Source organism: Paenarthrobacter sp. YAF11_1 (assembly GCF_052113445.1).
Lineage (GTDB): Bacteria > Actinomycetota > Actinomycetes > Actinomycetales > Micrococcaceae > Arthrobacter.
The window spans coordinates 75,668-98,661 of record NZ_JBFRDF010000003.1; the positions used below are offsets into that span (position 1 = coordinate 75,668).

Below are 22,994 nucleotides of genomic sequence, written 5' to 3' on the forward strand. Positions count from 1 at the left end.
AGCAGTGAGCACCCAACCTGACCACTACGCCACTCTCCACGTCTCGCCGGACGCGACGACCCGCGAGATCACGCGCGCCTACCGCACGCTGCTTCGGACCCACCACCCGGACACACGCCAAAAGGTCGACGACGGCGACACCACCTCCGTGGCCGACCTCCAGGAACTGCACGCCATCATGCAGGCGTACGTCGTTTTGTCGGACCCAGCGAAGCGGGCGGCTTACGATCGTGCGCGCTCGGGCATACCCGTCCGGGTGCCCGGAACGCCGGTGAAGGTAAGGGTTCACCGGAGCGAACGTGCCCCTTCGGCTGCGTCTGCCGAGGGGGACCGGGTGCAGCCGCCGTTGTCGTTTAGTCCAACCCGTTGGGAACCTTCGTCGCGAATCCCCAGAACACCAAGGAGCCATTCATGAGTGCCTGGCGTCCCTACGACGGCCACATCATTCCCGCGTTCTACGAACGGTTGGAGAAACGCTGGGGGAGGGGAACAGCCCCATTCCTGGACCCCGAGGTCCACGAACAGCCGATGCCCCGAGCCCAGTGGATCAACCCGGACACCGGCGCTGCGGTTGCCGTGGTGCCCATCTGGACCGACGACCCCGAGCATCGCTCCTTCGGCGTGTTTTACCTGCCGCCAGCTGGGGACATCTGGATGCTCCGGCCCGGCCCCACCACGTTTATGGAACCCAGTACCGGGGCCAGAGGGGAGCAGGTGACGCTCAGGAACGACGCCTTCAAGAAGGCTGTCAACCACGCGAAGGAGTTCATCTACGGACCCCAGATCTAGCGGGCGCGCACTTGAGGGGTTGGCTTTCGGCAGTAAGAACGCCTCAAAGTGCCGGACGTCGCCCCTCGGCGCGGATGGAGTCACAATTGCGGACGGTTCCTGACCTCAATGAGTCGTAGCCTGAAAGTACTGAACTCCCGACGAAGAGGACACAGTCATGACCGCGACAAGCCCGAGCATCAGCACAGTCCCTACCGGCTATTCCAGCGTCAGTCCTTGGCTCATCACCCGCGACACAAACGCATTGTTCGAGTTCCTCACAGCGGCGTTCGGCGCGGAGGAGATCGACCGCGTTGTCGGCGAGGACGGGACAATCGGGCATGCGGAGACCCGGATCGGCGATTCAGTAGTCCTCGCTTTCGACAGCCGACCGCACTGGCCCGTCACGCCGTCGTACCTTCGCCTTTACACGCACGACGCCGATGCCGCCTTCCACGCCGCCCTCGCCGCGGGTGCCACCGCGGTTTCGGTCCTCGACAACAGCGCCTGGGGTGACCGTGGCGCCCGGATCCAGGACCCGCTGGGGAACGTCTGGTGGATCATGTCGCACATGGAGGACGTCTCTGACGACGAAGCAGCCCGCCGCTGGGATGCCCCGGAATACGATGCAGGAATGGAATACGCGGTCGAATCCCTCCGACGGCATATGACCGGTCAGCCGGATGCGCCGGTCCCGGATGAGGTCAAGGCGATGACTGCGGTGACACGCTCCGAAGGAGTCCTTGCCATCCCGGCAGGATATCGATCCGTTGAGCCCTGGATCATCTCGCGCAGCACCCCGGAACTCCTCGATTTCATCACGGCCGCGTTCGGCGCCAAGGAGGCGTTCCGTGTCCCGATGGAGGATGGGTCGATCGGGCACGCTGAAGCGAAGATCGGTGACTCGAACATCCTCGCCTTCGACTCCCGCCCCGATTGGCCTCCGACTCCGGCTTTCCTCCGCGTTTACGTCGACGACGGCGACGCCTCCTTCGCCGCCTCACTCGCCGCCGGTGCCACAGCGGTTACGAACATGACGGAGATGTTCTGGGGAGAAAAAGTGGGCCGCGTTCGGGATCCGTTTGGGAATCTATGGTGGATCCACTGCCGGGTCGCCGAGCTCAACGAAGAGGAGGCTTACGCGCGGATGGGCGATCCGAAGTTCGTGGAGGCCATGGAATATGTGTCGGGTGTGGACTTCTTCGCGAGGGGTTAGCTCTCGGCAGTATGAGAGCTCCAAAGTGCCGAGAGCTAACCCTAGGGGTTATTGCCAGAAGTCCCTGTGAGGTTCAGCAGCTTCGTCCTCAAGGAGAGGGCCCACTACGGAGATGTGGCGCTGACCGCGGCTGAAGACTTCGCGACAGGGAAGGGAGAGCGTGGGGTTTTCGGGGTTGTCGCCTGTAATGCCCAGCAGTGATTCCTCGCTGAGGCCGTAGACCACCCGCCCGATTCCTGTCCAATAGACGGCTCCGGCGCACATTGCACACGGTTCCGCGCTCGAGTAGAGCGTTGATCGCGCCAGTTGGTCGGGGCTGAGCTTCCGAAATGCTTCCGCCGCAGCCCGGAGTTCGGCGTGCTGGGTCGGGTCGCCTTCCGGCGGCATGGAGTTGTTTCCCTTGGAGCTGACCACCGTGCCACGTTCGTCCACCACCACGGCGCCGAATGGATGCCGGCCCTCAGCCTTGACTTGCTGGGAAAGGGCTATGGCCTGGCGCAGGAAGTCCAGGTCCCGTTCGGAGCTGACCGGGCCGGACGTGCCGGTGTATTCAGTGCTTATCACTTCTAAACCTTTTTCTCTTGGTGTGGATTAGACGAAGAGGCCGTGGGGCTCGCCGACGCGGTCGAGATACTCACGACGCCGCGCGAACAGTCCCGGCACGGTCGCCGCAGCTCGGTCAATAATTTCGCTGAGGTCAGCGTTGCACAAGCGGCCATCACGAACCACCACTTCGCCGGCCACCACGGTGGTGGTGACGTCGCTGCCGCGGACCGCATGGACGAGGTTGTGATGGACGTTGGCATACGGGCCCTCGGTAATGAAGGGCGTCGTTCGGGGAGTTCCAGTGCGCACCGCAATGAAGTCTGCTTGTTTGCCGGGTTCAAGGGAGCCGATGTGCTCGGCCTGCCCGATCGCCCGAGCACCCCCAGTCGTGGCCATTTCGAGAACAGTCCAGGAGTCCATGGCGGCAGCATCCATGGCACGCAGTTTGCCCAGGAGTGATGCCACCTTCATTTCCTCGAACATGTCCAGATTGTTGTTCTCCTTCTCACCGTCCGTGCCGATACCCACATTGACGCCGGCCGCGAGCATCTCTGCCACCGGCGCCATCCCGCTGGCGAGCTTCATGTTGCTGACGGGGTTGTGGGAGACACCCACACCTCTGTCCGCGATCAGACTGACTTCCTCGTTGTCGAGCCACACAGCGTGGGCGATCATGGTCCGCGGAACGTCGAAGAATCCAAGTTTCTCCAAGGCCATCATGGGGCGCAAGCCAAACTCGCGGTCCCACTGCTGCAGTTCCACCTGCGACTCGGAGCAGTGCATGTAAATGCCGGTGTCATACTCGCGGGCAAGATCCATGGCACGCGATCGGCCCGCCGTGTCAGCGTAGAACAGGTGCTCAAGACCCACCCACGGCGTGATTCGTCCACCGGCGGCGCCCGTCCATTCGCGCAGCATGCGCTCGTTGTCATCCAACGTGTCGAAGTAATCGTGGTCGGGATGCGCGCCCACGTAGTTGACACTGACCAGACGGTTGCCGAGGGCGGATGCGGCGCGAGCGCTGCCATCCATGTATCGCCACATGTCGATGACGGTGGTGGTCCCGGAGAGGAGGCCCTCGGCATAACAGAGCCAGGCAGCGGCCTCAGCCTCATCAGGCCGGAGTACACGATGCATCGGGTCGATGTGAAGCCGCAGCCATTCCCAGACCGGAAGGTGCTCAGCAGTGCCGCGGAGGACGCCGGAATGGTGGTGGGAATTTACGAGGCCGGGCATCAGCACGTGCCCGGTCAGGTTCACGACATTCGCCTCCGGATTGGCAGCGACAAGATCGAGGCCGGCTCCCACCTTGATAATTCTTTGGCCCTGAACAGCGATGGCACCCGAAGGAACGACTTCGCGGGCCGAATTCATGGTCAGAACGAGGTCCGCCAGGTAGATGGTGGTCTTCATGATTTCTCCGATTTCTTGTCAGTGAGTTCATTGTTGTGGTCCATCGCCAAGTGCTCGGTGCCCCGGGCAGACACGGACGGGTTCGGCGGCGTCCCGATTTTGACGTGATTGAAAAGGATGTTGAGAGCGATCGCCAGAATCGCGGCCGAGCTGATGCCAGAGCCGAAGATGATGGCAAACCAGCCTGGGAACTGGTCGTAAAACCCGGGAGACACGATGGGGATCATGCCAAAGCCGATCGAAGCGGACATCACGATGAAGTTCATCGAATTCGAATAGTCCACCTTTGAGAGCGTGCGGATGCCAGCGGCCACGATGGTGCCGAAGAGAACCACAGCGGCACCGCCGATGACCGGCGTCGGGACTGCTGCCACCACCCGACCGAGGATGGGCAGCAGACCGAGGACCACTAGAAGGCCGCCGCTGGCGGCGACTGCGTACCGGGATTTAATGCCCGTGATGGCCACGAGTCCAACATTCTGCGCAAATGCAGTCTGCGTAAATGAACCAAAGATCGGCGAGATGATGGAGGAGGCCATATCCGCTCGCAGGCCATCAGCAATGCGCTTGCGATCGATCTTGGTATCGACGATCTGTCCTACGGCGAGGATGTCTGCTGTGGTTTCGGTCAGGGTAACCAAAACGACGATGAGCATGGCGATGATGCCTGCGACTTCGAAAACGGGTGCACCGAAGGCGAAGGGCATGGGAAAGGCGAAAATCGGTCCATCGCCAACCCCGGAGAAGTCGGTTTTACCCAGGATCAACGCGACGATGGTGCCGAGGACCATCGCCAGCAGTATGGACAGGCGCGAGACGATTCCGGCTCCTGCTTTAGACAGCAGCAGCACAATCAGGAGCGTGAACCCAGCCAGGCCGATGTTGTCTACAGAGCCGTAATCGGTGCTTACTGCGTTGCCGCCCATGGCCCAGTTCGCCGCGACCGGCATGAGGGTGAGGCCAATGGTGGTAATGACCGTGCCCGTCACCACTGGCGGAAAGAAGCGGACAACCTGGGCGAAGAACGGTGCCACCACCAGGCCGATCGCGGAGGCCGCTATGACGGCACCGAATATCTCTGGAAGCCCTCCACCTCCATTGATGATGACGATCATGGTGGCCACTCCGGCAAATGAAACACCTTGAACGAGCGGCAGCTGTGAACCGAAGAAGGGGATGCCCAGCGATTGAATGAGGGTGGCGATGCCGCCCATGAGCAGGGATGCCGTGATCAGAGAGCCGCTTTCGGCCGGTGAAAGCCCGGCGGCGCCTGCGATGACCAAAGGTGTGGCGATGAGGCTGCCGTACATAGTGAGCATGTGTTGCAGACCGTAGAGCAGTGTTCGTCCGAAGCTGAGCTTTTCGTCCTCCGGACGGCGGTGGGGGATTGTCTTTGACGACATGGAAACTCCATCAGTGGGGAGTGCATTGCAGCTGAAGTGCGTGACTGTTTGGGGAATGGTCGCAGCTTGTAGCCCGAGGTCACCGGGTGTGGTCTGCGTCATAATGGGGAGCGTAGTTGCGATATTCCCGATGCGCCAAGCTGGTTATCATCGGTTTTTCCGATAGAAGAGGTGGACGTGAATATCTCCCTGGACCGCTTGGAAGCGTTTGTCACCGTCTGCGAGGCTGGGACTTTTTCTGCGGCGGCCCGCCGGCTCGGCAGGTCGCAGTCAGCCCTGTCGGGGGCAATCGCCCAACTGGAGATCGAGATTGGAGTGGAACTCTTTGACCGATCGACCCGGATCCCCACCGTCACGGAAGCTGGGCAGCGCCTGGCGCTGGATGCCCGAACAGTGATTGAACGTGCCAAGGCGTTTGAACTGCAAGCGGACGCTTTCGCCGCGGGAACGGCCCTCACGATGACCATCAGCGTCAACGTTCCCTTGCGAATGATTTCGCAGCCGCTGCAGGAGTTCGGGGCCCAGTTCCCCCACGTCAATCTGGTGGTGCAGAACCCGGCCGATCAACGTCCGATCAGCGACTACGTACTGGCCGGGTCCACAGCCATGGGTGTGTGCTTCACGCTCCCCAACTACCCCAGGTCCCTTGCCTTTCGGCGTTTGGGCAACCTGATCTTGGTGCATGTGGCACACCGGGAGCACCCCTTGGCGCGACGCGATCTGGTGAGCTTCGAGGATCTGCGGGAGCATCGGCGCTTGGTCTACGCCGATCAGGCCAATGTCCATCCAACGGGTGAGTACCTGCGAAACGCGCAGATGTGGCAGATCTTTGACTACGGCCCGCTGGTAGAACTCACCCGGGCCGGTCTTGGGTGGGCGACCGTTCCAAGGCAGTTCATCGTTCAAGAGCTGGCCAGCGGGGAATTGGTGGAACTCCGCCTAGAGGCATACCAGCACACGGACTGGCTGGTAGGTGTGGACCTGCTCTACTCCCTTGAGCACAAGCCAACCGAACCGGAGCTGTGGCTGCGTAACCGCTTGGCATCGCACATCGTGTCGGAGCGGCCGGCCTAGGTCTGCGCAACACCCGAGCTGCTGCCGCCTTGGTGACGTGCCCGCCGTCGTACTTTCTTCGCGAGGGGTTAGCTCTCGGGACTAAGCGAGCTCCAAAGTGCCGAGACGTCGCCCCTCGGCGGGGGTGGGCATGCACGGAACCCGGCCGCCCGCCGTCGTACTTATCTTTCCGAGGGGTTAGCTTTCGGGAACAAGCGAGCCCCAAAGTGCCGAGATGTCGCCCCTCGGCGGTGGTGGTGGGGTGGGCATGCGCGGAACCGGGCCGCCCGCCGTCGTACTTTTCTTCGCGAGGGGTTAGCTGTCGGGACTAAGCGAGCCCCAAAGTGCCGAGATGTCGCTCCTCGGCGGGAGAGGGAGGCGCTAAGCAGGCCCAAAGTGCCGAGATGTCGCCCCTCGGCGGTGGTGGTGGGGTGGGCATGCGCGGAACCCGGCCGCCCGCCGTCGTACTTTTCTTGGCGAGGGTTAGCTGTCGGGACTAAGCGAGCCCCAAAGTGCCGAGATGTCGCCCCTCGGCGCAAGGTGGGACGCACAGGGTGGGCGGCAAAAGAAGGCTGGTGCAGCCTATGGAGAGAATCCGATGGCGGCTGCACCAGCTGCTAGTACGACTTTCTGTTATGAGTTGTGACACCTATCCATTGGCCGCTCCTAGTTCCCGGCTTCGATTGTTTCCGGGCCTTTCAAAGTCTGTGCAGGTGAGGCGGAGCTGAGGTGGTCGCTGAGGGCTCCGTGCCCCGGGAGAACACCTCCCATTTTACGGCGGCTTCGTGGAAAAAGCGCTGGAATTCGCGGTATTTCAGGGGCGCCTGCAGGGTGGGAGCGGCCTGCCGTGGCACGATAGATCACGATGAAACTGCGCGCTGATCAGACCGGAAACCGTGGCCTCCCGATGCCCCTTTGGCTGCAGGGTGGTTTGGAAGCGGCGCAGGCAGCGTTCATTTCGGCCATCATTGTGGTGTTGCCGCTGGTGGGGGTGTGGGCCACTGATGGTTTCCAGGACCGGAATATCGACTCTTTGGCCCGGCTGGGTGGACAGGCTTGGCTGCTGATCCACGGTGTGCCGTTGGAGCTGGCGCACGTCAATATCGGTACTGCAGCCCAGCCCGGCTCGGGTCTGCTGTCCCTCATTCCGCTGGGTCTGACGCTCATTCCGTTCCTGCTTGCGTGGCGCGCGGGTCGTCGGCTTGCCCGGGCCTCCTACACCGACCAGCTGTGGCAGGCGTTCCTCGGCGCCTTCGTTGTGTACGCAGCGTTCGGGGCCGCCACCGGCTTCGTGTGCCGCACCCCTGAAGTGGTCATCAACCTTTGGTTCGCCATGACCATCCCGCTGGTTTCGTTCGGCCTGGGCATGATCGTGGGCGCCAGACGAGAGGCCGGCTCGTGGAGCCGGCTGATCGGCGTCGACGCCGTTGCCTGGCTCGCGAAGACCAGCCAGCATTCGCGCTGGGCGGGCTCGTACGTGGGCTCAGCGCTGAAGGCCGGTTTCGTCGCGGCCATGGCTTCGGTCTCGTTGGCCGCGGTGCTGCTGGCCGTCACCATCGTGTGGCACTGGACGGACATCATCGCCGTTTACGAAGGCATCCAAGCCGGCGCCCTCGGCGGAGCGGTGCTCACCATCGCACAGCTGGGCTTCCTGCCGAACCTCGTCATTTTCGCGCTTTCATGGTCCACCGGCGCGGGTTTCTCGCTCGGCGTCGGATCGACCGCGGGTCCGCTGGGCACGGCGGTCGGACCGCTCCCGGCCGTCCCGGTCCTCGGCGCCCTCCCCGCAGGACAGCTCGACGCCGGCGCGATGGCACTCGCGCTGCCCGTCGTGGCCGGCATCCTGGCGGGTTGGTGGTTCCTCCGCGAGGGCGAGAACCACTTTGACGAGTGGCTCTCCATCAAGATCAAAGCCCGATGGTTCACAGCCGCCGTCTCAACCCTGTTCCTGGGTGCATTCATTGGCGCAGTTGCGGGACTCCTTGGCGGTGCCTTGGCGTGGATCGCCCGCGGTTCGGCCGGTATTGGGCGGCTCACGGAAATCGGACCCCACCCTCTGTGGACGGCAGTCTGGCTGGCCGCGGAAGTGGGTATCGGCGTCGTGATTGGCTACGCAGTGGGGCCCTGGCTGGAACGCAGCCAGAAGCAGCGCGAGGCGAACCTCGACGAAGCAGCGTACGACGACGAACACGCCTGAGCGGGTCCTCTTGCTCTAACGCTGGGTTGCTCCAGCGAACGGGTTACCGCAGCGGGCCCGGCATGGAGTTCTCGAGCTGCGTCAAGCACTGGGTCTTGGCGGATTCCGTCAGCGCACCGCGTGAGCAATCCTGGTACGTGCTGACCTGGCTGAAGAAGAGCACCGACGTCAGGATGAGCAGGCACATCACGGCCGTGACTACCAGGCCCGAGATTGTCCCGAAGAGAATCAGGCGCGGGTGCTTGTACTTCAGCGTGCGAACCAAGACGACGATCCCCAACACCAAACCCGCGAGCGTCAGAATGGCGCTCAACCACACGTAGTTCACGTTCAGGGAGAACACGAAGAACGCACCCAACGCCGTCAAAAGGAAGGCACGGAAGAGGATCTGGGTCTTGCCGAGGGCGGACTTTTCGGCCTCGGAGCGGGGTTGCTGGCTCGGCTTGGGACCGACGTCGGGATTCATGTTTTCCAGCCTACGCGAGCCGCCCATAAGCTAGTGCAATGCGCATTGTTGTCCTCGTCTCCGGTACCGGTTCCAATCTCCAGGCAGTCATCGACGCCGTGACGTCGGGCGAACTGGAGGTCGAGATCGCCGCTGTGGGCGCCGACCGCCCCGATACGTACGGGGTGGAGCGCTCCGACGAAGCCGGCATTGAGACCTTCGTGGTCAACTTCAACTCGTTCGAAACCCGTGCTGAATGGGACACCGCACTGCGCGACAAGGTGCTGTCCTACTCGCCGGACGTCGTGGTGTCCTCGGGGTTCATGAGGATCGTCAGTGAAGACTTCATCAACGCTTTCGACGGCAAGTACGTCAACACACACCCCGCGCTGCTCCCGTCCTTCCCGGGCGCCCACGGAGTTCGCGATGCCATTGCGTACGGCGTGAAAGTCACGGGCTGCACCGTTCACTGGGCCGACGCAGGTGTGGACACCGGGCCCATCATTGCGCAGGAAGCCGTTGTTATCGAGCCGACCGACTCCGAGGAAACCCTGCACGAGCGCATCAAGGTAGTGGAGCGCCGCCTGCTGGTCCAGACCTTGAGGGACCTCGCCGCAGCCGCCTCACCCAAGTAGCGCGCCCCCGCGCCCGCGCCCGCGCCCGCGCCCAACTAGGGGACAGCAAACGTCGCAGTGAGGGCTCAATAGGACATGTGCTGTCCCGCAGTATCCGCATGCTATTGACGGCCTGTGGATAACGGAGCACGGCTGCGGCAAATTTGTCAGCATGGGGGATGAAGACTCCTCGGCAGTTGCCTACACCTTTGTCCTCGACATCGTTCACCAGGCAGGAAGCGCTCGACGCCGGTGTAGCAGTTGGGCGTCTACGCTACAGAGATCTGGACTCGCCAAGCCGTCAAATCTTCGTCCCTGGTTCTATTGACGATCTCTCTCTTGTGGATCGTGTTCGCCCTCTGACTCGCGTCACGCCGTTTTCAGCGGCATCCCACGCCACAGCCTTCCTTCTGTGGGAGTTTCCGGGATTTCTCCCTGGGCGCCATGAGCCTGGGATCCACATTTCAAGGCCGGACAGCATGGGCAGGTCAAGAAGACGGGGAGTCATTGGGCATAAGGGCCAGTTTTTCGACGACGAGATTGTGGTTCACGAGGGCCTGTTTATCACCAGCCGGGCTCGGACATGGCTGGACTGCGCCCGGAAAATGGACATCGACGAGATCACAGTCGTGGCCGACCATTTAATCCGCATTCCCAGACCGGAATTCGAGGGACGCAGTTCTCCATACTGCACCATGGATGAGCTCGAAGAAATGCTCGACCGGCACTGGGGGACACCTGGAATCCGCAAGGCCCGGTTAGCTTTGGAACAAGCCTGCGTGGGTTCCGACTCCGCACCCGAAACGCGACTCAGGCTGGCGCTGAAGAGGGCTGGGCTGCCGACAGCGGAAGTCAACGTGCCCACGGAACTGAGTCCCGGCGTCGTACGTCAACCGGACCTGGCCTTTCGGGAACAGCGAGTTGCCGTGGAATATGAGGGCGTGGGCCACTCGGATCCGGAGCAGATCGTGAGGGATATCGCTCGGGAAGAGGACTTCAGCCGTGCCGGATGGATTCTTGTGAGAATCTCCAAGCGCCACATGTCCACCGGCGCGACGACAGCGGTCGCCAAGGTTCGGCGGGCGCTCGAACAACGCGGCTGGTCACCCAAGTAGGGGACAGCAAGCGTCGCAATGAGGGCTCATTGGAGCATGTGCTGTCCCCTAGTTGGGTACGGGAGGGGGTTAGGAGAGGACGCGCTGCTTCGTCTCCGGGGCAAAGAACGCCATCCACAGCACGGACAGCAGCACCAGCCCACCAGCCATCGCAAACGACTGCGCCAACCCGAACTCGGGCCAGAAGAACGAGGCAAACACCAAGGGGCCGAAGCCGGCGCCGAGGCGGGAGAAGGTCGAAGCCCAGCCGAAGCCCGAGCCGCGAAGTTCGGTCGGGTACAGCTCGGACACATATGCGTAAAGCACCGGGATGGCCACCTGCACAACGAAGCCGAACACCAGCAGCCAGAACACGGTAGCCGAGGGCACGTCCACCACGAACGCCACGATCACCAAGGTCAGCGCGGACAACGGACCAGTGATGGCAAGGATCCACTTGCGGCCCACCCGCTCCACCAGCAGCGCCGCGACCACCACGCCCAGAAGTCCGACGGCGGCCATGCTCGCCGTCGTGACGAACGCCTTGTACTCCTCGAATCCGGCACCGATGAGAATGCGCGGCATCCACGTGAGCGACAAGTAATAGACCAACAGGATGCTGAAGAAAAGAGCCCAGGCCGCGGTCGTGATCTTCCAATTGAACTGCCAGATCCCACGCAGCTGCGCCCACGCGCTGCCGGGGGAGAGGCGCGGCGCGGCCTGCGGTTCGGGCAAGCTGTACGCCCTCGGCGTGGCGCCAGTAGCCTCCACCAAACCGTCAATCACCGCCGCAGCCTCCTGTCGGCGCCCCGCTCGAATCAGGAACAAGGGCGACTCGGGAACGGAACGCCGAACCCAGAAAACGAGCAGCGCGGGCAACACCATGATCAGCATCGTGAGCCGCCAATCGCCGAAGGCAGCAACCAGACCGGCGGAGACGAAACCACAGAGCGCAGCACCGATCGGCCACCACCCGTCCATGGCTGTCAGCACTTTGCCCCGTTGTTTGCGCGGCGTGAACTCACCCACCAGCGCGTAGTCCACAGGGATGCAGCCGCCCAAGCCGAAGCCGGCCATGAAGCGGAAGATGCAGAACCACACGATGTCCGGCGCAAAAGCACCCAGGACCGTGAAGATGCTGAAAATCAGGAGGGTCGCCGTGAAGGCTTTCTTGCGTCCAATGGTGTCAGCAATGGTGCCCCACGCGAACGCACCCACAGCCATGCCGATCAGGTTGGCCGTGCCGATCCACGCAGCGTCAGTCGGTTGCAGCGACCAGTGCTTGGACAGCAGCGGAATCAGGATGCCGTTGAGGGTGACATCCCAAGCGTCGAACATGAACCCGAGCCCGCCGATCACGAAAATCCGTCCTTGGACCTTCCACCGCCACGGCAGTTCCTGCACAACTTGTTCGCCGCTGGGCACGGCTGTGTATGTATTCATTGGGCCTCCTGCATGCAACTTTATTCGCTGTGCACGGAGCGGAAGTCCGCGTTACTTCTGGTTCTCGATGGCCCTCCGCAGGAAACCGCCGGCTTCCTCCAAAGCGCCCTTGGCCTGACCAGCCTCGATGCCCGTCAGGAGCACCAAAATGGCGGCCTTCACGGAACCGCCAACAGAGTCCAAAGCAGTGGCAGCTTCCTGGGCCGACACACCGGTGGCGTGCTGGACCGTTCGTTGCGATCGGGCCAACAGCTTCTCGTTCGTGGCACGCAGGTCCACCATGAGGTTCCCGTAGGTCTTGCCGAGCTTCACCATCACCAACGTGCTGATCATGTTGAGGACAAGTTTCTGGGCGGTGCCCGAGTTCAGCCTGGTGGAGCCCGCAATAAACTCCGGACCCACGACAACCTCAATCGCGGCGTCCGCCAGATGGCTCACGGCAGAGCCCTTGTTGCACGCCAGTGACGCCGTAAACGCACCCCGCTTCCGGGCTTCCTCCAACGCACCGATCACGTACGGCGTCCTTCCGGAGGCGGTAATACCCACGACGGCGTCCGCTTGGGTCACGTTGATGTCGTGAAGGTCGCGCGCGCCGGCCGTTGCGTTGTCCTCGGCATACTCAACGGGTTTCTGGAACGCCTGAACTCCGCCCGCAATAAGTCCGACGACGAGTCCCGGCGGGGTGCCGAACGTCGGCGGGCACTCGCTCGCGTCAAGCACACCCAACCGTCCGGCTGTTCCCGCTCCCACGTACAAAAGGCGCCCGCCACGCTGGAGTCGCTCCGCAACGGCGTCGACCGTTTGAACAATCGCGGGACTCGCAGTCTCAACGGCTGCATGTACTCCTGCACTGTGGGCAAGCATCGCGGAGACGAGTTCTTCAGTGCCCAGGATGTCCAGGTTGTCCAAGCCGTCGGCCGTGGCCTCGGTCGCCAACCCGGCGAGTTCCGTGCGCAGGCCCGCAAGTTTGTCGGCGTCAGTCGGGCCAGTTTGTTCCGTCACGGTGGATGTACCTTTCCTGGATGAGCCCGCGGCGCGTCGCAGCGAGGGCAGCACCGTCCAAGCCATCGCCGAGCGGCGCCACCACCTCAATCCCAGCCGAAGCGAGGGACTTCCGCAAGAGCGCCGCGAAGAACTCCGATCCCACCACTCCGCCGAGCATCGCCACGCGCGGCGTGCTGCCGCTGTCACCGCCCGACGCGAGCTTCACCGTGCGGGTCAGAATGCGGCACGCCTCGCCGATGATGTCATGTGCGACGGCGTCACCCGCCTCCGCGGCGTGCAGAACCAGCGGCGCGAATCGGGCCATGGCCCGGTAAGGGTTTTCGTTGGCAGCGAGCCAGCCCGGGAGCATGTCCGGCGACTCGACCAGAGCGCCGGCCGCAGCCGACAACGTCGTGGCCGGGCCGCCGTCGTGCGCTTCAAGAACTGCCTGCAGACCCTGCTGGCCGATCCATCGTCCGCTGCCGCGATCGCCAAGGTAGGGTCCCCAGCCGTCGGCCCGGTGCAGGATGCCGGCTTCGTCGAAACGGAAAGCCACGGCGCCGGTGCCCACGATGAGCGTGGTCCCCGGTGCTCCCTGGAGAGCACCGAGCTGGGCGGCCGTGGCGTCGGAAAGGACCGCCGCGGGAACGCTGAATCTCCGAGCCAACATGGTGGCGAGTTGCTGGGACTTTTCGGCGGATGCTTCGACGCCGGCCACTGCGGCGCCAATTCCTGTCAACGTGCTGACGGGGAGGCCCGGTGGTAAAAGGCTGACCGTTTCGAGGAGGAGCTCGAACGCCAGGGTGGGTCCGTTGTCCACGTGCACCCCGGGGAAGCCGTGCTGGTCGGCCGCGCCCAGCAACTCCGAACCGCTGCGCAACTCCACGCGGCAACGGCTCTTCCCTACATCGGCAACAAGAACGACCTCGGTGGCTTCCATGGATCAACCCTATGTTGTGAGGCCTGTTCTGCGTGGTTGGTGTGGGTTTTGGGGCGCAGAGTGGGCCCCGCAACGCCTGTGGAGGAATGGTCAGGAGCGCCTCAGCTGGCGATCTCTGTGGATAACCGAATGTGGGCCATCGTTTCCGGCAAGCATGGGCCCATGCGGAATCTCACTCCTTTGCCTCCGAATGTAGACCCTCAAGGCTTCCTCGTCGCCGACGCTTACGCTTCCGGCGTGCCACGGTGGCGACTCCAGACGAAAGAACTTGTGACGCCGAGTCGTGGCATCCGTATCGCCAGGGCAAACGAACGCGACCTCGAACTGCTCGGGCGGCTGCACACTGCTGTCACTCCGCGCTGTGCAGTCAGCCATGTCACCGCAGCGTTGTTGTGGTCCATGCCGCTTCCCATCTACCTCGAGGAAGAGGGAACAACGGACTGATCCACGTAACACGCAGGCAAGAGATCGGGAGGGTCAAGCGTCGGGGAGTGATAGGACATCGGGCTCCGCTGCTTGCCCGGGACGTTCGTGTGTCTAACGGAGTTCAACTGACGTCGCCGGAATGGACATGGGTGGATCTGACGAGGCGCATGGGGAGGTCGTCGCTTGTAGCAGCAGGCGATTCATTGCTGGCCAGAGAAAATCCGTTGTCCTCAATCGAAGCCATCCAGGAAGTTATTGACCGTCGCCCTAAGGTCAAGGGGATCCGGATGGCCCGGGAAATTCTGCCATTGTTGCGCGCGGGCGTCGATTCGCCCCAGGAGTCGAGGCTACGTCTGAAAATCGTCGACGCCGGGCTGCCGGAGCCAGCTGTCACCCAGCCAATTTATGACGATCACGGCCGCTACATCTCAACGCCGGACCTCCAGTACAAGGGGTACAAAATTGCCATGGAATACGAGGGTGATCATCACCGCTCCGACCCAGTGCAGTGGGGCAAGGACATCGAACGCGACGATCGGCTTCGCGCGTTGGGGTGGATTGTCCTGAAATTTTCCGAAGTCCAGATGAAGGGCGGGTGGGCCAATGCCGAACGCAAGATACGCGATGCGTTGGTGTCGCGCGGGTGGCGAGGGCCGTCGTCGTAATGTCTTGTTTGCCCCGAGCTGTGGGGCCTGGTGTGCGCTTTTCGTGCTCCGGTTGGGGTGCAGAGTGGGCCTCGCAACGTAGGGGGTTTGCTTGTGGGGCCTGGTGTGCGCCTTTCGTGCTCCGGTTGGGGTGCAGAGTGGGCCCCACAACGTAGGGGGTTTGCTTGTGGGGCCTGGTGTGCGTTCCTGGGGCCGGGGTTGGGATGCAGAGTGGGCCTCGCAACGCAGGGGCTTTGCTTGTGGGGCCTGGTGTGCGTTCCTGGGGCCGGGGTTGGGATGCAGAGTGGGCCTCGCAACGCAGGGGGCTTGCTTGTGGGGCCTGGTGTGCGCCTTTCGTGCCCCGGTTGGGATGCAGAGCGGGCCTCGCAACGCAGCGGGGGCGTTAAAGACGCAAAACGGGACCAACAACGAAACGCGATAAACTCTCCGTATCCCACACCCGCGACACCACCCGCGATATCTACGCGAACTAAGACGGAGACTTTTGTGAGCTTGACGCAGCTTGACCGTGTTCCCATCCGCCGTGCACTGATCTCGGTTTACGACAAAACGGGACTGGAGGAGCTCGCGAAGGGCCTGCACGCAGCCGGCGTCGCCATTGTTTCCACCGGCTCCACCGCCAAGAAGATCGCCGCCGCAGGCATCCCGGTCAAGGAAGTCGAAGAAGTCACCGGCTCCCCGGAAATGCTGGACGGCCGCGTCAAGACCCTGCACCCGCGCGTGCACGGCGGCATCCTGGCTGACCGCCGCGTCCCGGCCCACATGGACACCCTCGCGGGCATGGAGATCGAAACCTTCGACCTCGTTGTGGTGAACCTGTACCCGTTCGTGGAGACCGTGAAGTCCGGCGCAGCGCAGGACGATGTGGTGGAGCAGATCGACATCGGAGGCCCCGCCATGGTGCGTTCGGCCGCGAAGAACCACGCCGCAGTCGCCATCGTCACGGACCCGCACTTCTACGGTGCAGTAGTCGACGCCGCTGCACACGGTGGCTTCGACCTGAACACCCGCCGCCGCCTGGCTGCCAAGGCCTTCGCGCACACGGCCAGCTACGACAACGCTGTTGCCTCCTGGACTGCCAGCCAGTTCCTGGACGAAGACGGCGACGGCATCATCGACTGGCCCGCCTACGCCGGCCTGTCCCTGGAACGCTCCGAGGTCCTGCGCTACGGCGAGAACCCGCACCAGCAGGCAGCTCTCTACGTGGACAAGGCTGCTCCGGCGGGCATCGCCCAGGCCGACCAGCTGCACGGCAAGGCCATGAGCTACAACAACTTCGTCGACGCCGATGCCGCCCTCCGCGCTGCCTTCGACTTCGCCGAGCCGGCCGTTGCGATTATCAAGCACGCCAACCCGTGTGGCGTAGCCGTTGGCTCAGCCGACGCTGCCGACCCGATCGCCGACGCCCACGCCAAGGCCCACGCCTGCGACCCCGTCTCCGCTTTCGGTGGCGTCATCGCTGCGAACCGCACCGTCACCGCAGGCATGGCCCGCACGGTTGCCGACATCTTCACCGAGGTTGTCATCGCCCCGGACTTCGAGCCCGAAGCTGTGGAGATCCTCTCCAAGAAGAAGAACATCCGCCTCCTCGCCTTGCCCGAGGGCTACGGCCGCTACCCCTCCGAGATGCGCCAGGTTTCCGGCGGCGTCCTGGTCCAGATGAGCGACAAGGTAGACGCCGACGGCGACAACCCCGCCAACTGGACCCTCGCTGCCGGCGAAGCCGCCGACGAAGCAACGCTCGCGGACCTTGCCTTCGCCTGGACCGCTTGCCGTGCTGCCAAGTCCAACGCCATCCTGATCGCCAACCACGGTGCAGCCGTGGGTATCGGCATGGGCCAGGTCAACCGCCTGGACTCCTGCCGCCTGGCCGTCGAGCGCGCCAACACGCTCGGCGTGCAGGTAGAGTCCGACGTCGAAGGTGCCGGCGGCGCGTCCAACACCAGCGGTGCCAACGCACCTGAGCGCGCACGCGGTGCCGTTGCATCCTCCGACGCGTTCTTCCCGTTCGCTGACGGCCTGCAGATCCTGATCGACGCCGGTGTCCGCGCCGTCGTCCAGCCGGGCGGTTCCGTCCGTGACGAGGAAGTCATCGCCGCAGCCAACGCTGCCGGCATCACGATGTACTTCACCGGCGCACGCCACTTCTTCCACTAGAAGAGGAGCCCGGCAGGGTCCAAGCACCTCAACGCAACGGCGGCCGCCCCCGGTAGGGGACGGCCGCCGTCGTGCTTTATCTGCACGTTCTTAACAGGGACGTGCCGTCAAAACAGAGTTCGTTACGAAGCCGCTGCTGCGGTGTTGTAGGTGGACTGGATCACGGTGCCCCAGTACGGGCCGTACATGGTGGTGGAGTTGCTGCCGTATCCGTAGCTGTTCACGGAGTTCTGGTAGCCGGAGGAGCTGGTGCCGATGAACCACGGACCGCCCGAGGAACCACCGGTCATGTTGCAGGGGATACCCTGCGTGGCGAACTGCGGGTTGTAGGGATCGTTGGCGGCCTTTCCGGAGCAGCTCTTGAGCGATTCGCCGTTGAAGGGCGAGCCGGCCGGGTAGCCGAAGGCCTTGTAGCTCAGGGCGCGGGCGGCGTTGAACTGGACACCGGAGGACCCGACGACGTCGGCGAGCTTCCGGCCGTTGAGGGTGTTCATGACGGCGAACGCTGTGTCGTACTGCATGTTGCCGTTGGAAGCCCACTGGGTGGGGGCGTACAGCGCCTTTGCCGTCCACTTCCCGTAGGGTGCTGAGCCGTTGAGGTAGGCCGGAACGAAGGTGAAGTTGGTGGCGTAGGCGCCGGGGCCTTCGTTGAGGCAGTGGCCTGCGGTGGAGACGGTGCTCTTGTTGGCTGCCGTGACGGAGTTGCCGGAGCAGACGTAGTTGGAGCCGCCCAGGGTGAAGAAGATCTTGCCGATGTGCTTGACCGGCGTCTCGCTCTGGTTGACCTTGCGGTCGATGGTCTTGGATTCGGTGGTGGCCTGCTGGCCGGCGATGCTGCTGATGGCGCCCGGGGCTTCAGTGACCGGGGCCTTGCCGAAGTTGAGGAGCTTGCCACGGTCAAGTGCTTTGGCCGCGAGGATTTCGCCGGACTTGGCATTCTTCATGCGCTCTGGCGTCCAGTAATCTGCAGCGCCGGTGTCCGACACTACATGGCTGCTGACCGCAGCGCCGCTGGAGTCTGCGTTCTGAGCCGGTGCCGCGTTGGCGCTGGTGGTTCCAACCAGCGCCAGGATTGCGGCAGCGGACAGACTCAGCAGGCTTGTGGCCAGGGTCTTGGTTTTTGTCACGTTGTTCCTACCTATCGAGGGAGTGAGGCGGCCAGTGATGGCGACCGCCGACTGACGGAATTGAAGGTATCGAACGTATGACAACTTTGTAAAGAGATGTTTCATAGTTTGTGATAATTTGCTGTCACTTCCTTGTTAAGCAACGAGGTCCCTTTGGCGTGGGCTCAAGCGTGGCAGATGTCAGCCAACCTTGGCCGTGACATTGTCCGGGAGGGGCTTGGGAGTGACGCCGGGCCAAGGGCCGTCCTTGGTAAGCAGCGAGATATTTCGGGCGCCGTCGGGATCATCGGCGCTGAGCGGGATGATGATGGTGCTGTGCTGCGAAGGGGCCGACGCCGGTCCGCCCGTCCATGCCGAGCCGACCCCAGCGGCCGAAAGGTCGATGAGCGGCTCACCGTCGGCGGTGCTCGAACTGATCTGGATCTGCGTGTTTGGCATGTACCCCTCGCCCACGGACCAAACGTTCCGGACGATGTAGTCCACCAGCACGTCACCTGCCTGGAGCGTGTAGCCGGGGTCCACCCTGAACCAGATGGAATAGCCGGTGTTGCCCTTGATGTTGGGATCGTTCCCGCCGGTGAAGTTGGTGACGGAAATTCCGGGGATGGCCTCGATTGCCTCGCGTGCTTCGGCGAGTTTCTGGCCTGATGCTGCGTCATGCGGAATGGTCTGCGCTGGTGTGGGCTCCAGAATCGGCGGTGTGCACGCAGCGAGGCTGAGGAGGATTCCGGCAGCCAAAGCAGCCCGTTTGAAGGTTCGATTCGTGCGGGTCATGCTTTCACTATGTGCGGTTTTGTGTGATTGCGGAGGCTGACTCGCCCGGAAACCGGAGATTTGATCACGGCAACAGCGTACGACGCCGGGAGGCAGCGGCGGCGGTCAGGCCGCCGTCGGGCGTTCATCACCATGGCGGTAACGAACACGTGATCCCGGACACGAAGGGCCGCCTTATCCGTCTACTCGGGTAAGTTAGGAGATGTTGAAATCTGCAGACTTTCAGGGAGAACCCCGCCAATGGCCAAGATTATCTATACCCACACAGACGAAGCGCCGATGCTGGCAACTTACTCTTTCCTGCCGATTGTTGAAGCGTATGCCTCGACCGCAGGAGTAGAGGTGGAGACCCGCGATATTTCGCTGGCCGGCCGCATCATCGCCGTCTTCGGTGATTTCCTGACAGAAGAACAGCGCACGGGCAATGCCCTTGCTGAACTTGGTGAACTGGCAAAGCAGCCGGAAGCCAACATCATCAAGCTGCCCAACATCAGCGCCTCCGTGCCGCAGCTCAAGGCTGCCATCGCCGAGCTCCAGGCCCAGGGCTACGCCCTCCCGGACTACCCGGACAACCCCTCCTCGGACACCGAGACGGACATCCGCTCGCGCTACGACAAGATCAAGGGCTCCGCTGTGAACCCGGTGCTGCGAGAAGGCAACTCGGACCGCCGCGCACCCCTGTCGGTGAAGAACTACGCCCGCCAGAACCCGCACTCCATGGGTGCCTGGTCCGCTGATTCGAAGACCAACGTTGCCACCATGGGTGAGAACGACTTCCGCTCCAACGAGAAGTCCGTTGTCCTGGCGGCTGACGATTCCCTGACCATCCAGTTGGTCCGCGAAGACGGCACCACCAAGGTCCTCAAGAAGGACTTCCCCGTCCTGGCGGGCGAAGTCGTGGACGCCACCGCGCTCCGTGCCGACGCCCTGGATGAGTTCCTCAAGGCACAGGTTGCCCGCGCCAAGGAAGAGGGCGTTCTCTTCTCCGCGCACCTCAAGGCCACCATGATGAAGGTCTCGGACCCCATCATCTTCGGCCACGTGGTCAAGGCCTACTTCTCCGAGCTGTTCGATACCTACGGCAAGCAGCTCGCAGCCGCAGGCATCAGCCCGAACAACGGCCTCGCAGCAATCCTCAGCGGCCTCGACGACCTGCCGGAGGACGTCCGCGAGGGCGTCAAGGCAGCCATCACCAAGGGCCTCGAAGACGGTCCCGCGCTGGCCATGGTCGATTCCGACAAGGGCATCACCAGCCTGCACGTTCCGTCGGACATCATTGTTGACGCCTCCATGCCGGCCATGATCCGTTCCTCCGGCCACATGTGGGGCCCGGATGGCAAGGAAGCCGACACCCTGGCCGTCATCCCGGACAGCTCTTACGCCGGCATCTACCAGGTTGTCCTGGACGACTGCCGCGCCAACGGTGCGTTCGATCCCACCACCATGGGCACCGTTCCCAACGTGGGCCTCATGGCCCAGGCAGCCGAAGAATACGGCAGCCACGACAAGACCTTCGAGATCCAGGCAGCCGGCACCGTCCAGCTCGTGGACAGCAAGGGCACCGTCCTCACCGAGCACCAGGTCTTCCCGGGTGACATCTGGCGCGCCTGCCAGACCAAGGACATCCCGGTCCGCGACTGGGTCAAGCTGGCCGTCACCCGCGCCCGCGCTTCCCAGACTCCGGCCGTTTTCTGGCTGGACGAGACCCGTGCGCACGACGCCAACCTGATCGCCAAGGTCAACGAGTACCTCAAGGAACACGACACCGAGGGCCTCGAGATCAAGATCCTCTCCCCGGTTGAGGCCACGGCCTTCACCCTGGAGCGCATCCGCAAGGGTGAGGACACCATCTCCGTCACCGGCAACGTCCTCCGCGACTACCTCACGGACCTGTTCCCGATCCTCGAGCTCGGCACCAGCGCCAAGATGCTCTCCATCGTTCCCCTGATTAACGGTGGCGGCCTGTTCGAGACCGGCGCCGGTGGCTCCGCTCCCAAGCACGTCCAGCAGCTGGTCAAGGAAAACCACCTCCGTTGGGACAGCCTGGGCGAATTCCTTGCCCTGGCCGTCAGCTTCGAGCACCTTGCCACCACCACAGGCAACGCCCGCGCCCAGGTTCTGGCCGACACTCTGGACCGCGCAACGGGTACGTTCCTGCTGGAAAACAAGTCCCCGCGCCGCAGCGTCGGCGAGCTGGATAACCGCGGAAGCCACTTCTACCTGGCCACCTACTGGGCCCAGGAACTGGCCAAGCAGACCGAAGACGCCGAGTTGGCCCAGGACTTCGCAGCAATCGCTGACGCCCTGACCTCCAACGAAGAGGCAATCGTCGGCGAGCTGGCCGCAGTCCAGGGTCCCGCCGTCGAGCTGGGCGGTTACTACCGTCCGGACGCCGCCAAGGCCGCTGAGATCATGCGCCCGTCGGCTACGTTCAACAAGGTCCTCGCGACCCTGAAGTAGTCCCTCGAGCTCGGGTGCCTTTCACGGGCGCCCGAGCTCCGAGTTTTTGTACAGATAATGCCCCCAAGACGCGGTCTTGGGGGCATTATCTGTACAAAAACTCCTAGCGCTCGGCGTGGAACCGCTCAGGTGCCACGCCGCCGTCGACGATGTCCTTCAGCACCCGGCCAATAGCCGGCGTGAACTTGAACCCGTGTCCGGAGAAACCGGCGCCCACCACCAGCGGACCGAAACGGTCCAGCACGAAGTCCTCGTTGGGCGTGGTGGTGTAGGTGCAGCTGATGGGAACCGCGGTGGAAGGGTCGACGCCGGGAAGCCACTCTTCTGCGTACCGCACCAACGCTTCGAGCTGCTGGGGGATGGGCTCGAAGGTGCGATGGTCGGGGTCCATCACGGGACCGACGCCGTGCCAGCCTGCTTTGACGCCTTCGCCGGGAGTGAGCATGCCGTAGACGGGGCTGAACCAGTATTCGTAGAGTTCGTTGTTCGGATCAGGGTCCGGGTTGTGGTTGAAGCCGGGCCACACCAGCGTGTTGTCTGTCGCCGTGAAGTGGGCGGGTTGCTCCTGGGTCACCACCAACGCGGGGAGTTTGGCGAGGCCGTTCAGCACCTTCGTCGTCCAGGCGCCCGCTGTCACCACCACTCGGGTTGCCGTGTATTCGGTCTCTTCCGTCACCACCACTACCGATTCGGCGCCATCGACGCGGATGTCGCGGACCGGCGTCGAGTACTTGAAGACGGCACCATGGGCCTCAGCTGATTCCCGCAGCGCCACCAAGGCATCCGCCGAACGGATTCGACCGGACCCCGGCACGAACAGGACATCGGTGGCGAAGTTCATTCCCCGCCAGCGGTTGGCGGCCTCGTCGGCTGAAATGAAGTAGCTCTCGATGCCGCGCTCCTGGTGGGCGTCGCGGACCTGCTGCAAACGGGGCATGTTGCCGTGGTTCGCCAATCCCACCATGTCCAGCAGGGGAGCGCCGTGCTCGGCCGCGAGTTCGTCCCAGAGAGTCTTGGATTCGGCCAGGAGATCCAGGTAGTCGGCCTCGGCGTACGCGGTATTGAAGTTGCGGGTGGCGCCGTGGGAAGCGCCAATGTGGTGTCCGGCCTCGAACTGCTCCAACAGAACCACCGAGCGGCCCGCCCGGGCGAGTTGCCATGCGGCCGCCGATCCCATGGCTCCTCCGCCAACAACTACAACGTCAACCTGCATGCCTGCTCCATCCACCGTTGGCCCTCATGAAAATCGCACCCCCCGAAGAGGGCCAC

The 22,994-nt window shown here is 63.3% G+C and carries 21 protein-coding genes; 11 read left to right on the forward strand and 10 right to left on the reverse strand.

The window, feature by feature from the left end; genetic code table 11:
* Positions 1-4 precede the first annotated feature (4 nt).
* From AB4Y77_RS05910 to AB4Y77_RS05920, 3 genes are all read left to right on the forward strand, one after another.
* Positions 5-415 (forward strand): J domain-containing protein, encoded by a 411-nt coding sequence (locus AB4Y77_RS05910; RefSeq protein WP_442013265.1) that lies wholly within the window; start codon positions 5-7, stop codon positions 413-415.
* Positions 412-789: a hypothetical protein gene (locus tag AB4Y77_RS05915; RefSeq protein WP_442013266.1), complete on the forward strand. Its 378-nt coding sequence runs from the start codon at positions 412-414 to the stop codon at positions 787-789. The genes AB4Y77_RS05910 and AB4Y77_RS05915 overlap by 4 nt, the downstream gene beginning before the upstream one ends.
* Before the next feature lie 157 nt (positions 790-946).
* Positions 947-1,984, forward strand: a complete 1,038-nt coding sequence (locus tag AB4Y77_RS05920; RefSeq protein WP_442013267.1) for a VOC family protein — start codon at positions 947-949, stop codon at positions 1,982-1,984.
* Between the two features lie 48 nt (positions 1,985-2,032).
* On the opposite strand, the gene AB4Y77_RS05925 is transcribed toward AB4Y77_RS05920, so the two are convergent.
* The 3 genes from AB4Y77_RS05925 to AB4Y77_RS05935 are packed head-to-tail and all read right to left on the reverse strand — an operon-like array spanning position 2,033 to position 5,346.
* Complete coding sequence (locus tag AB4Y77_RS05925) at positions 2,033-2,548, reverse strand: nucleoside deaminase (protein ID WP_442013268.1); 516 nt, start codon at positions 2,546-2,548, stop codon at positions 2,033-2,035.
* A gap of 27 nt (positions 2,549-2,575) precedes the next feature.
* Positions 2,576-3,943, reverse strand: a complete 1,368-nt coding sequence (locus tag AB4Y77_RS05930) for an amidohydrolase family protein (RefSeq protein ID WP_442013269.1) — start codon at positions 3,941-3,943, stop codon at positions 2,576-2,578.
* Positions 3,940-5,346, reverse strand: coding sequence for a nucleobase:cation symporter-2 family protein (locus AB4Y77_RS05935; RefSeq protein WP_442013270.1), 1,407 nt, complete (start codon positions 5,344-5,346; stop codon positions 3,940-3,942). The genes AB4Y77_RS05930 and AB4Y77_RS05935 overlap by 4 nt, the downstream gene beginning before the upstream one ends.
* A 177-nt stretch (positions 5,347-5,523) precedes the next feature.
* Here AB4Y77_RS05935 and AB4Y77_RS05940 point away from each other — a divergent pair, with 177 nt between their 5' ends.
* Positions 5,524-6,420: a LysR family transcriptional regulator gene (locus tag AB4Y77_RS05940; RefSeq protein WP_442013271.1), complete on the forward strand. Its 897-nt coding sequence runs from the start codon at positions 5,524-5,526 to the stop codon at positions 6,418-6,420.
* An 844-nt stretch (positions 6,421-7,264) separates the two neighbouring features.
* Entirely contained in the window at positions 7,265-8,596 is a 1,332-nt protein-coding gene (locus AB4Y77_RS05945; protein ID WP_442013272.1) for a cell division protein PerM, read from the forward strand.
* Between the two features lie 43 nt (positions 8,597-8,639).
* On the opposite strand, the gene AB4Y77_RS05950 is transcribed toward AB4Y77_RS05945, so the two are convergent.
* The gene (locus AB4Y77_RS05950) at positions 8,640-9,089 is read right to left on the reverse strand and encodes a hypothetical protein (protein WP_442013273.1); all 450 of its coding nucleotides are present in this window, start codon (positions 9,087-9,089) and stop codon (positions 8,640-8,642) included.
* Between the two features lie 11 nt (positions 9,090-9,100).
* Between AB4Y77_RS05950 and purN the strand changes: the two genes are divergently transcribed.
* Together purN and AB4Y77_RS05960 are read left to right on the forward strand one after the other, a co-directional pair.
* Positions 9,101-9,676: a phosphoribosylglycinamide formyltransferase gene (gene purN / locus AB4Y77_RS05955; RefSeq protein ID WP_442013274.1), complete on the forward strand. Its 576-nt coding sequence runs from the start codon at positions 9,101-9,103 to the stop codon at positions 9,674-9,676.
* A gap of 584 nt (positions 9,677-10,260) precedes the next feature.
* Complete coding sequence (locus AB4Y77_RS05960; protein WP_442013275.1) at positions 10,261-10,770, forward strand: endonuclease domain-containing protein; 510 nt, start codon at positions 10,261-10,263, stop codon at positions 10,768-10,770.
* Between the two features lie 69 nt (positions 10,771-10,839).
* Here AB4Y77_RS05960 and AB4Y77_RS05965 read toward each other — a convergent pair whose 3' ends face one another.
* The 3 genes from AB4Y77_RS05965 to AB4Y77_RS05975 are packed head-to-tail and all read right to left on the reverse strand — an operon-like array spanning position 10,840 to position 14,116.
* On the reverse strand, positions 10,840-12,192 hold the full coding sequence (locus AB4Y77_RS05965) for an MFS transporter (protein ID WP_442013276.1): 1,353 nt from the start codon (positions 12,190-12,192) through the stop codon (positions 10,840-10,842).
* A gap of 51 nt (positions 12,193-12,243) precedes the next feature.
* A complete protein-coding gene (gene murQ / locus AB4Y77_RS05970; protein ID WP_442013277.1) occupies positions 12,244-13,194 on the reverse strand; it encodes an N-acetylmuramic acid 6-phosphate etherase in 951 nt (316 codons plus the stop codon).
* Positions 13,169-14,116: an N-acetylglucosamine kinase gene (locus AB4Y77_RS05975; RefSeq protein WP_442013278.1), complete on the reverse strand. Its 948-nt coding sequence runs from the start codon at positions 14,114-14,116 to the stop codon at positions 13,169-13,171. Before AB4Y77_RS05975 ends, murQ begins: the two co-directional genes overlap by 26 nt.
* A 162-nt stretch (positions 14,117-14,278) precedes the next feature.
* On the opposite strand from AB4Y77_RS05975, the gene AB4Y77_RS05980 reads away from it, so the two are divergent.
* The 3 genes from AB4Y77_RS05980 (at position 14,279) to purH (ending at position 17,364) form a co-directional block, all read left to right on the forward strand.
* The gene (locus AB4Y77_RS05980) at positions 14,279-14,560 is read left to right on the forward strand and encodes a hypothetical protein (protein ID WP_442013279.1); all 282 of its coding nucleotides are present in this window, start codon (positions 14,279-14,281) and stop codon (positions 14,558-14,560) included.
* A gap of 206 nt (positions 14,561-14,766) precedes the next feature.
* On the forward strand, positions 14,767-15,207 hold the full coding sequence (locus AB4Y77_RS05985; protein ID WP_442013280.1) for an endonuclease domain-containing protein: 441 nt from the start codon (positions 14,767-14,769) through the stop codon (positions 15,205-15,207).
* Positions 15,208-15,693: 486 nt separating this feature from the next.
* On the forward strand, positions 15,694-17,364 hold the full coding sequence (purH, locus tag AB4Y77_RS05990) for a bifunctional phosphoribosylaminoimidazolecarboxamide formyltransferase/IMP cyclohydrolase (RefSeq protein ID WP_442013281.1): 1,671 nt from the start codon (positions 15,694-15,696) through the stop codon (positions 17,362-17,364).
* 122 nt (positions 17,365-17,486) lie between these two features.
* On the opposite strand, the gene AB4Y77_RS05995 is transcribed toward purH, so the two are convergent.
* Together AB4Y77_RS05995 and AB4Y77_RS06000 are read right to left on the reverse strand one after the other, a co-directional pair.
* Entirely contained in the window at positions 17,487-18,596 is a 1,110-nt protein-coding gene (locus AB4Y77_RS05995; RefSeq protein WP_442013282.1) for a trypsin-like serine peptidase, read from the reverse strand.
* A gap of 75 nt (positions 18,597-18,671) precedes the next feature.
* Positions 18,672-19,265, reverse strand: a complete 594-nt coding sequence (locus AB4Y77_RS06000; protein ID WP_442013283.1) for a hypothetical protein — start codon at positions 19,263-19,265, stop codon at positions 18,672-18,674.
* 240 nt (positions 19,266-19,505) lie between these two features.
* Between AB4Y77_RS06000 and AB4Y77_RS06005 the strand changes: the two genes are divergently transcribed.
* Positions 19,506-21,725, forward strand: a complete 2,220-nt coding sequence (locus AB4Y77_RS06005; RefSeq protein WP_442013284.1) for an NADP-dependent isocitrate dehydrogenase — start codon at positions 19,506-19,508, stop codon at positions 21,723-21,725.
* Positions 21,726-21,828: 103 nt separating this feature from the next.
* Here the strand turns inward: AB4Y77_RS06005 and AB4Y77_RS06010 are convergent, their stop codons facing one another.
* The gene (locus tag AB4Y77_RS06010) at positions 21,829-22,938 is read right to left on the reverse strand and encodes an FAD-dependent oxidoreductase (RefSeq protein ID WP_311214528.1); all 1,110 of its coding nucleotides are present in this window, start codon (positions 22,936-22,938) and stop codon (positions 21,829-21,831) included.
* Positions 22,939-22,994: the final 56 nt, after the last annotated feature.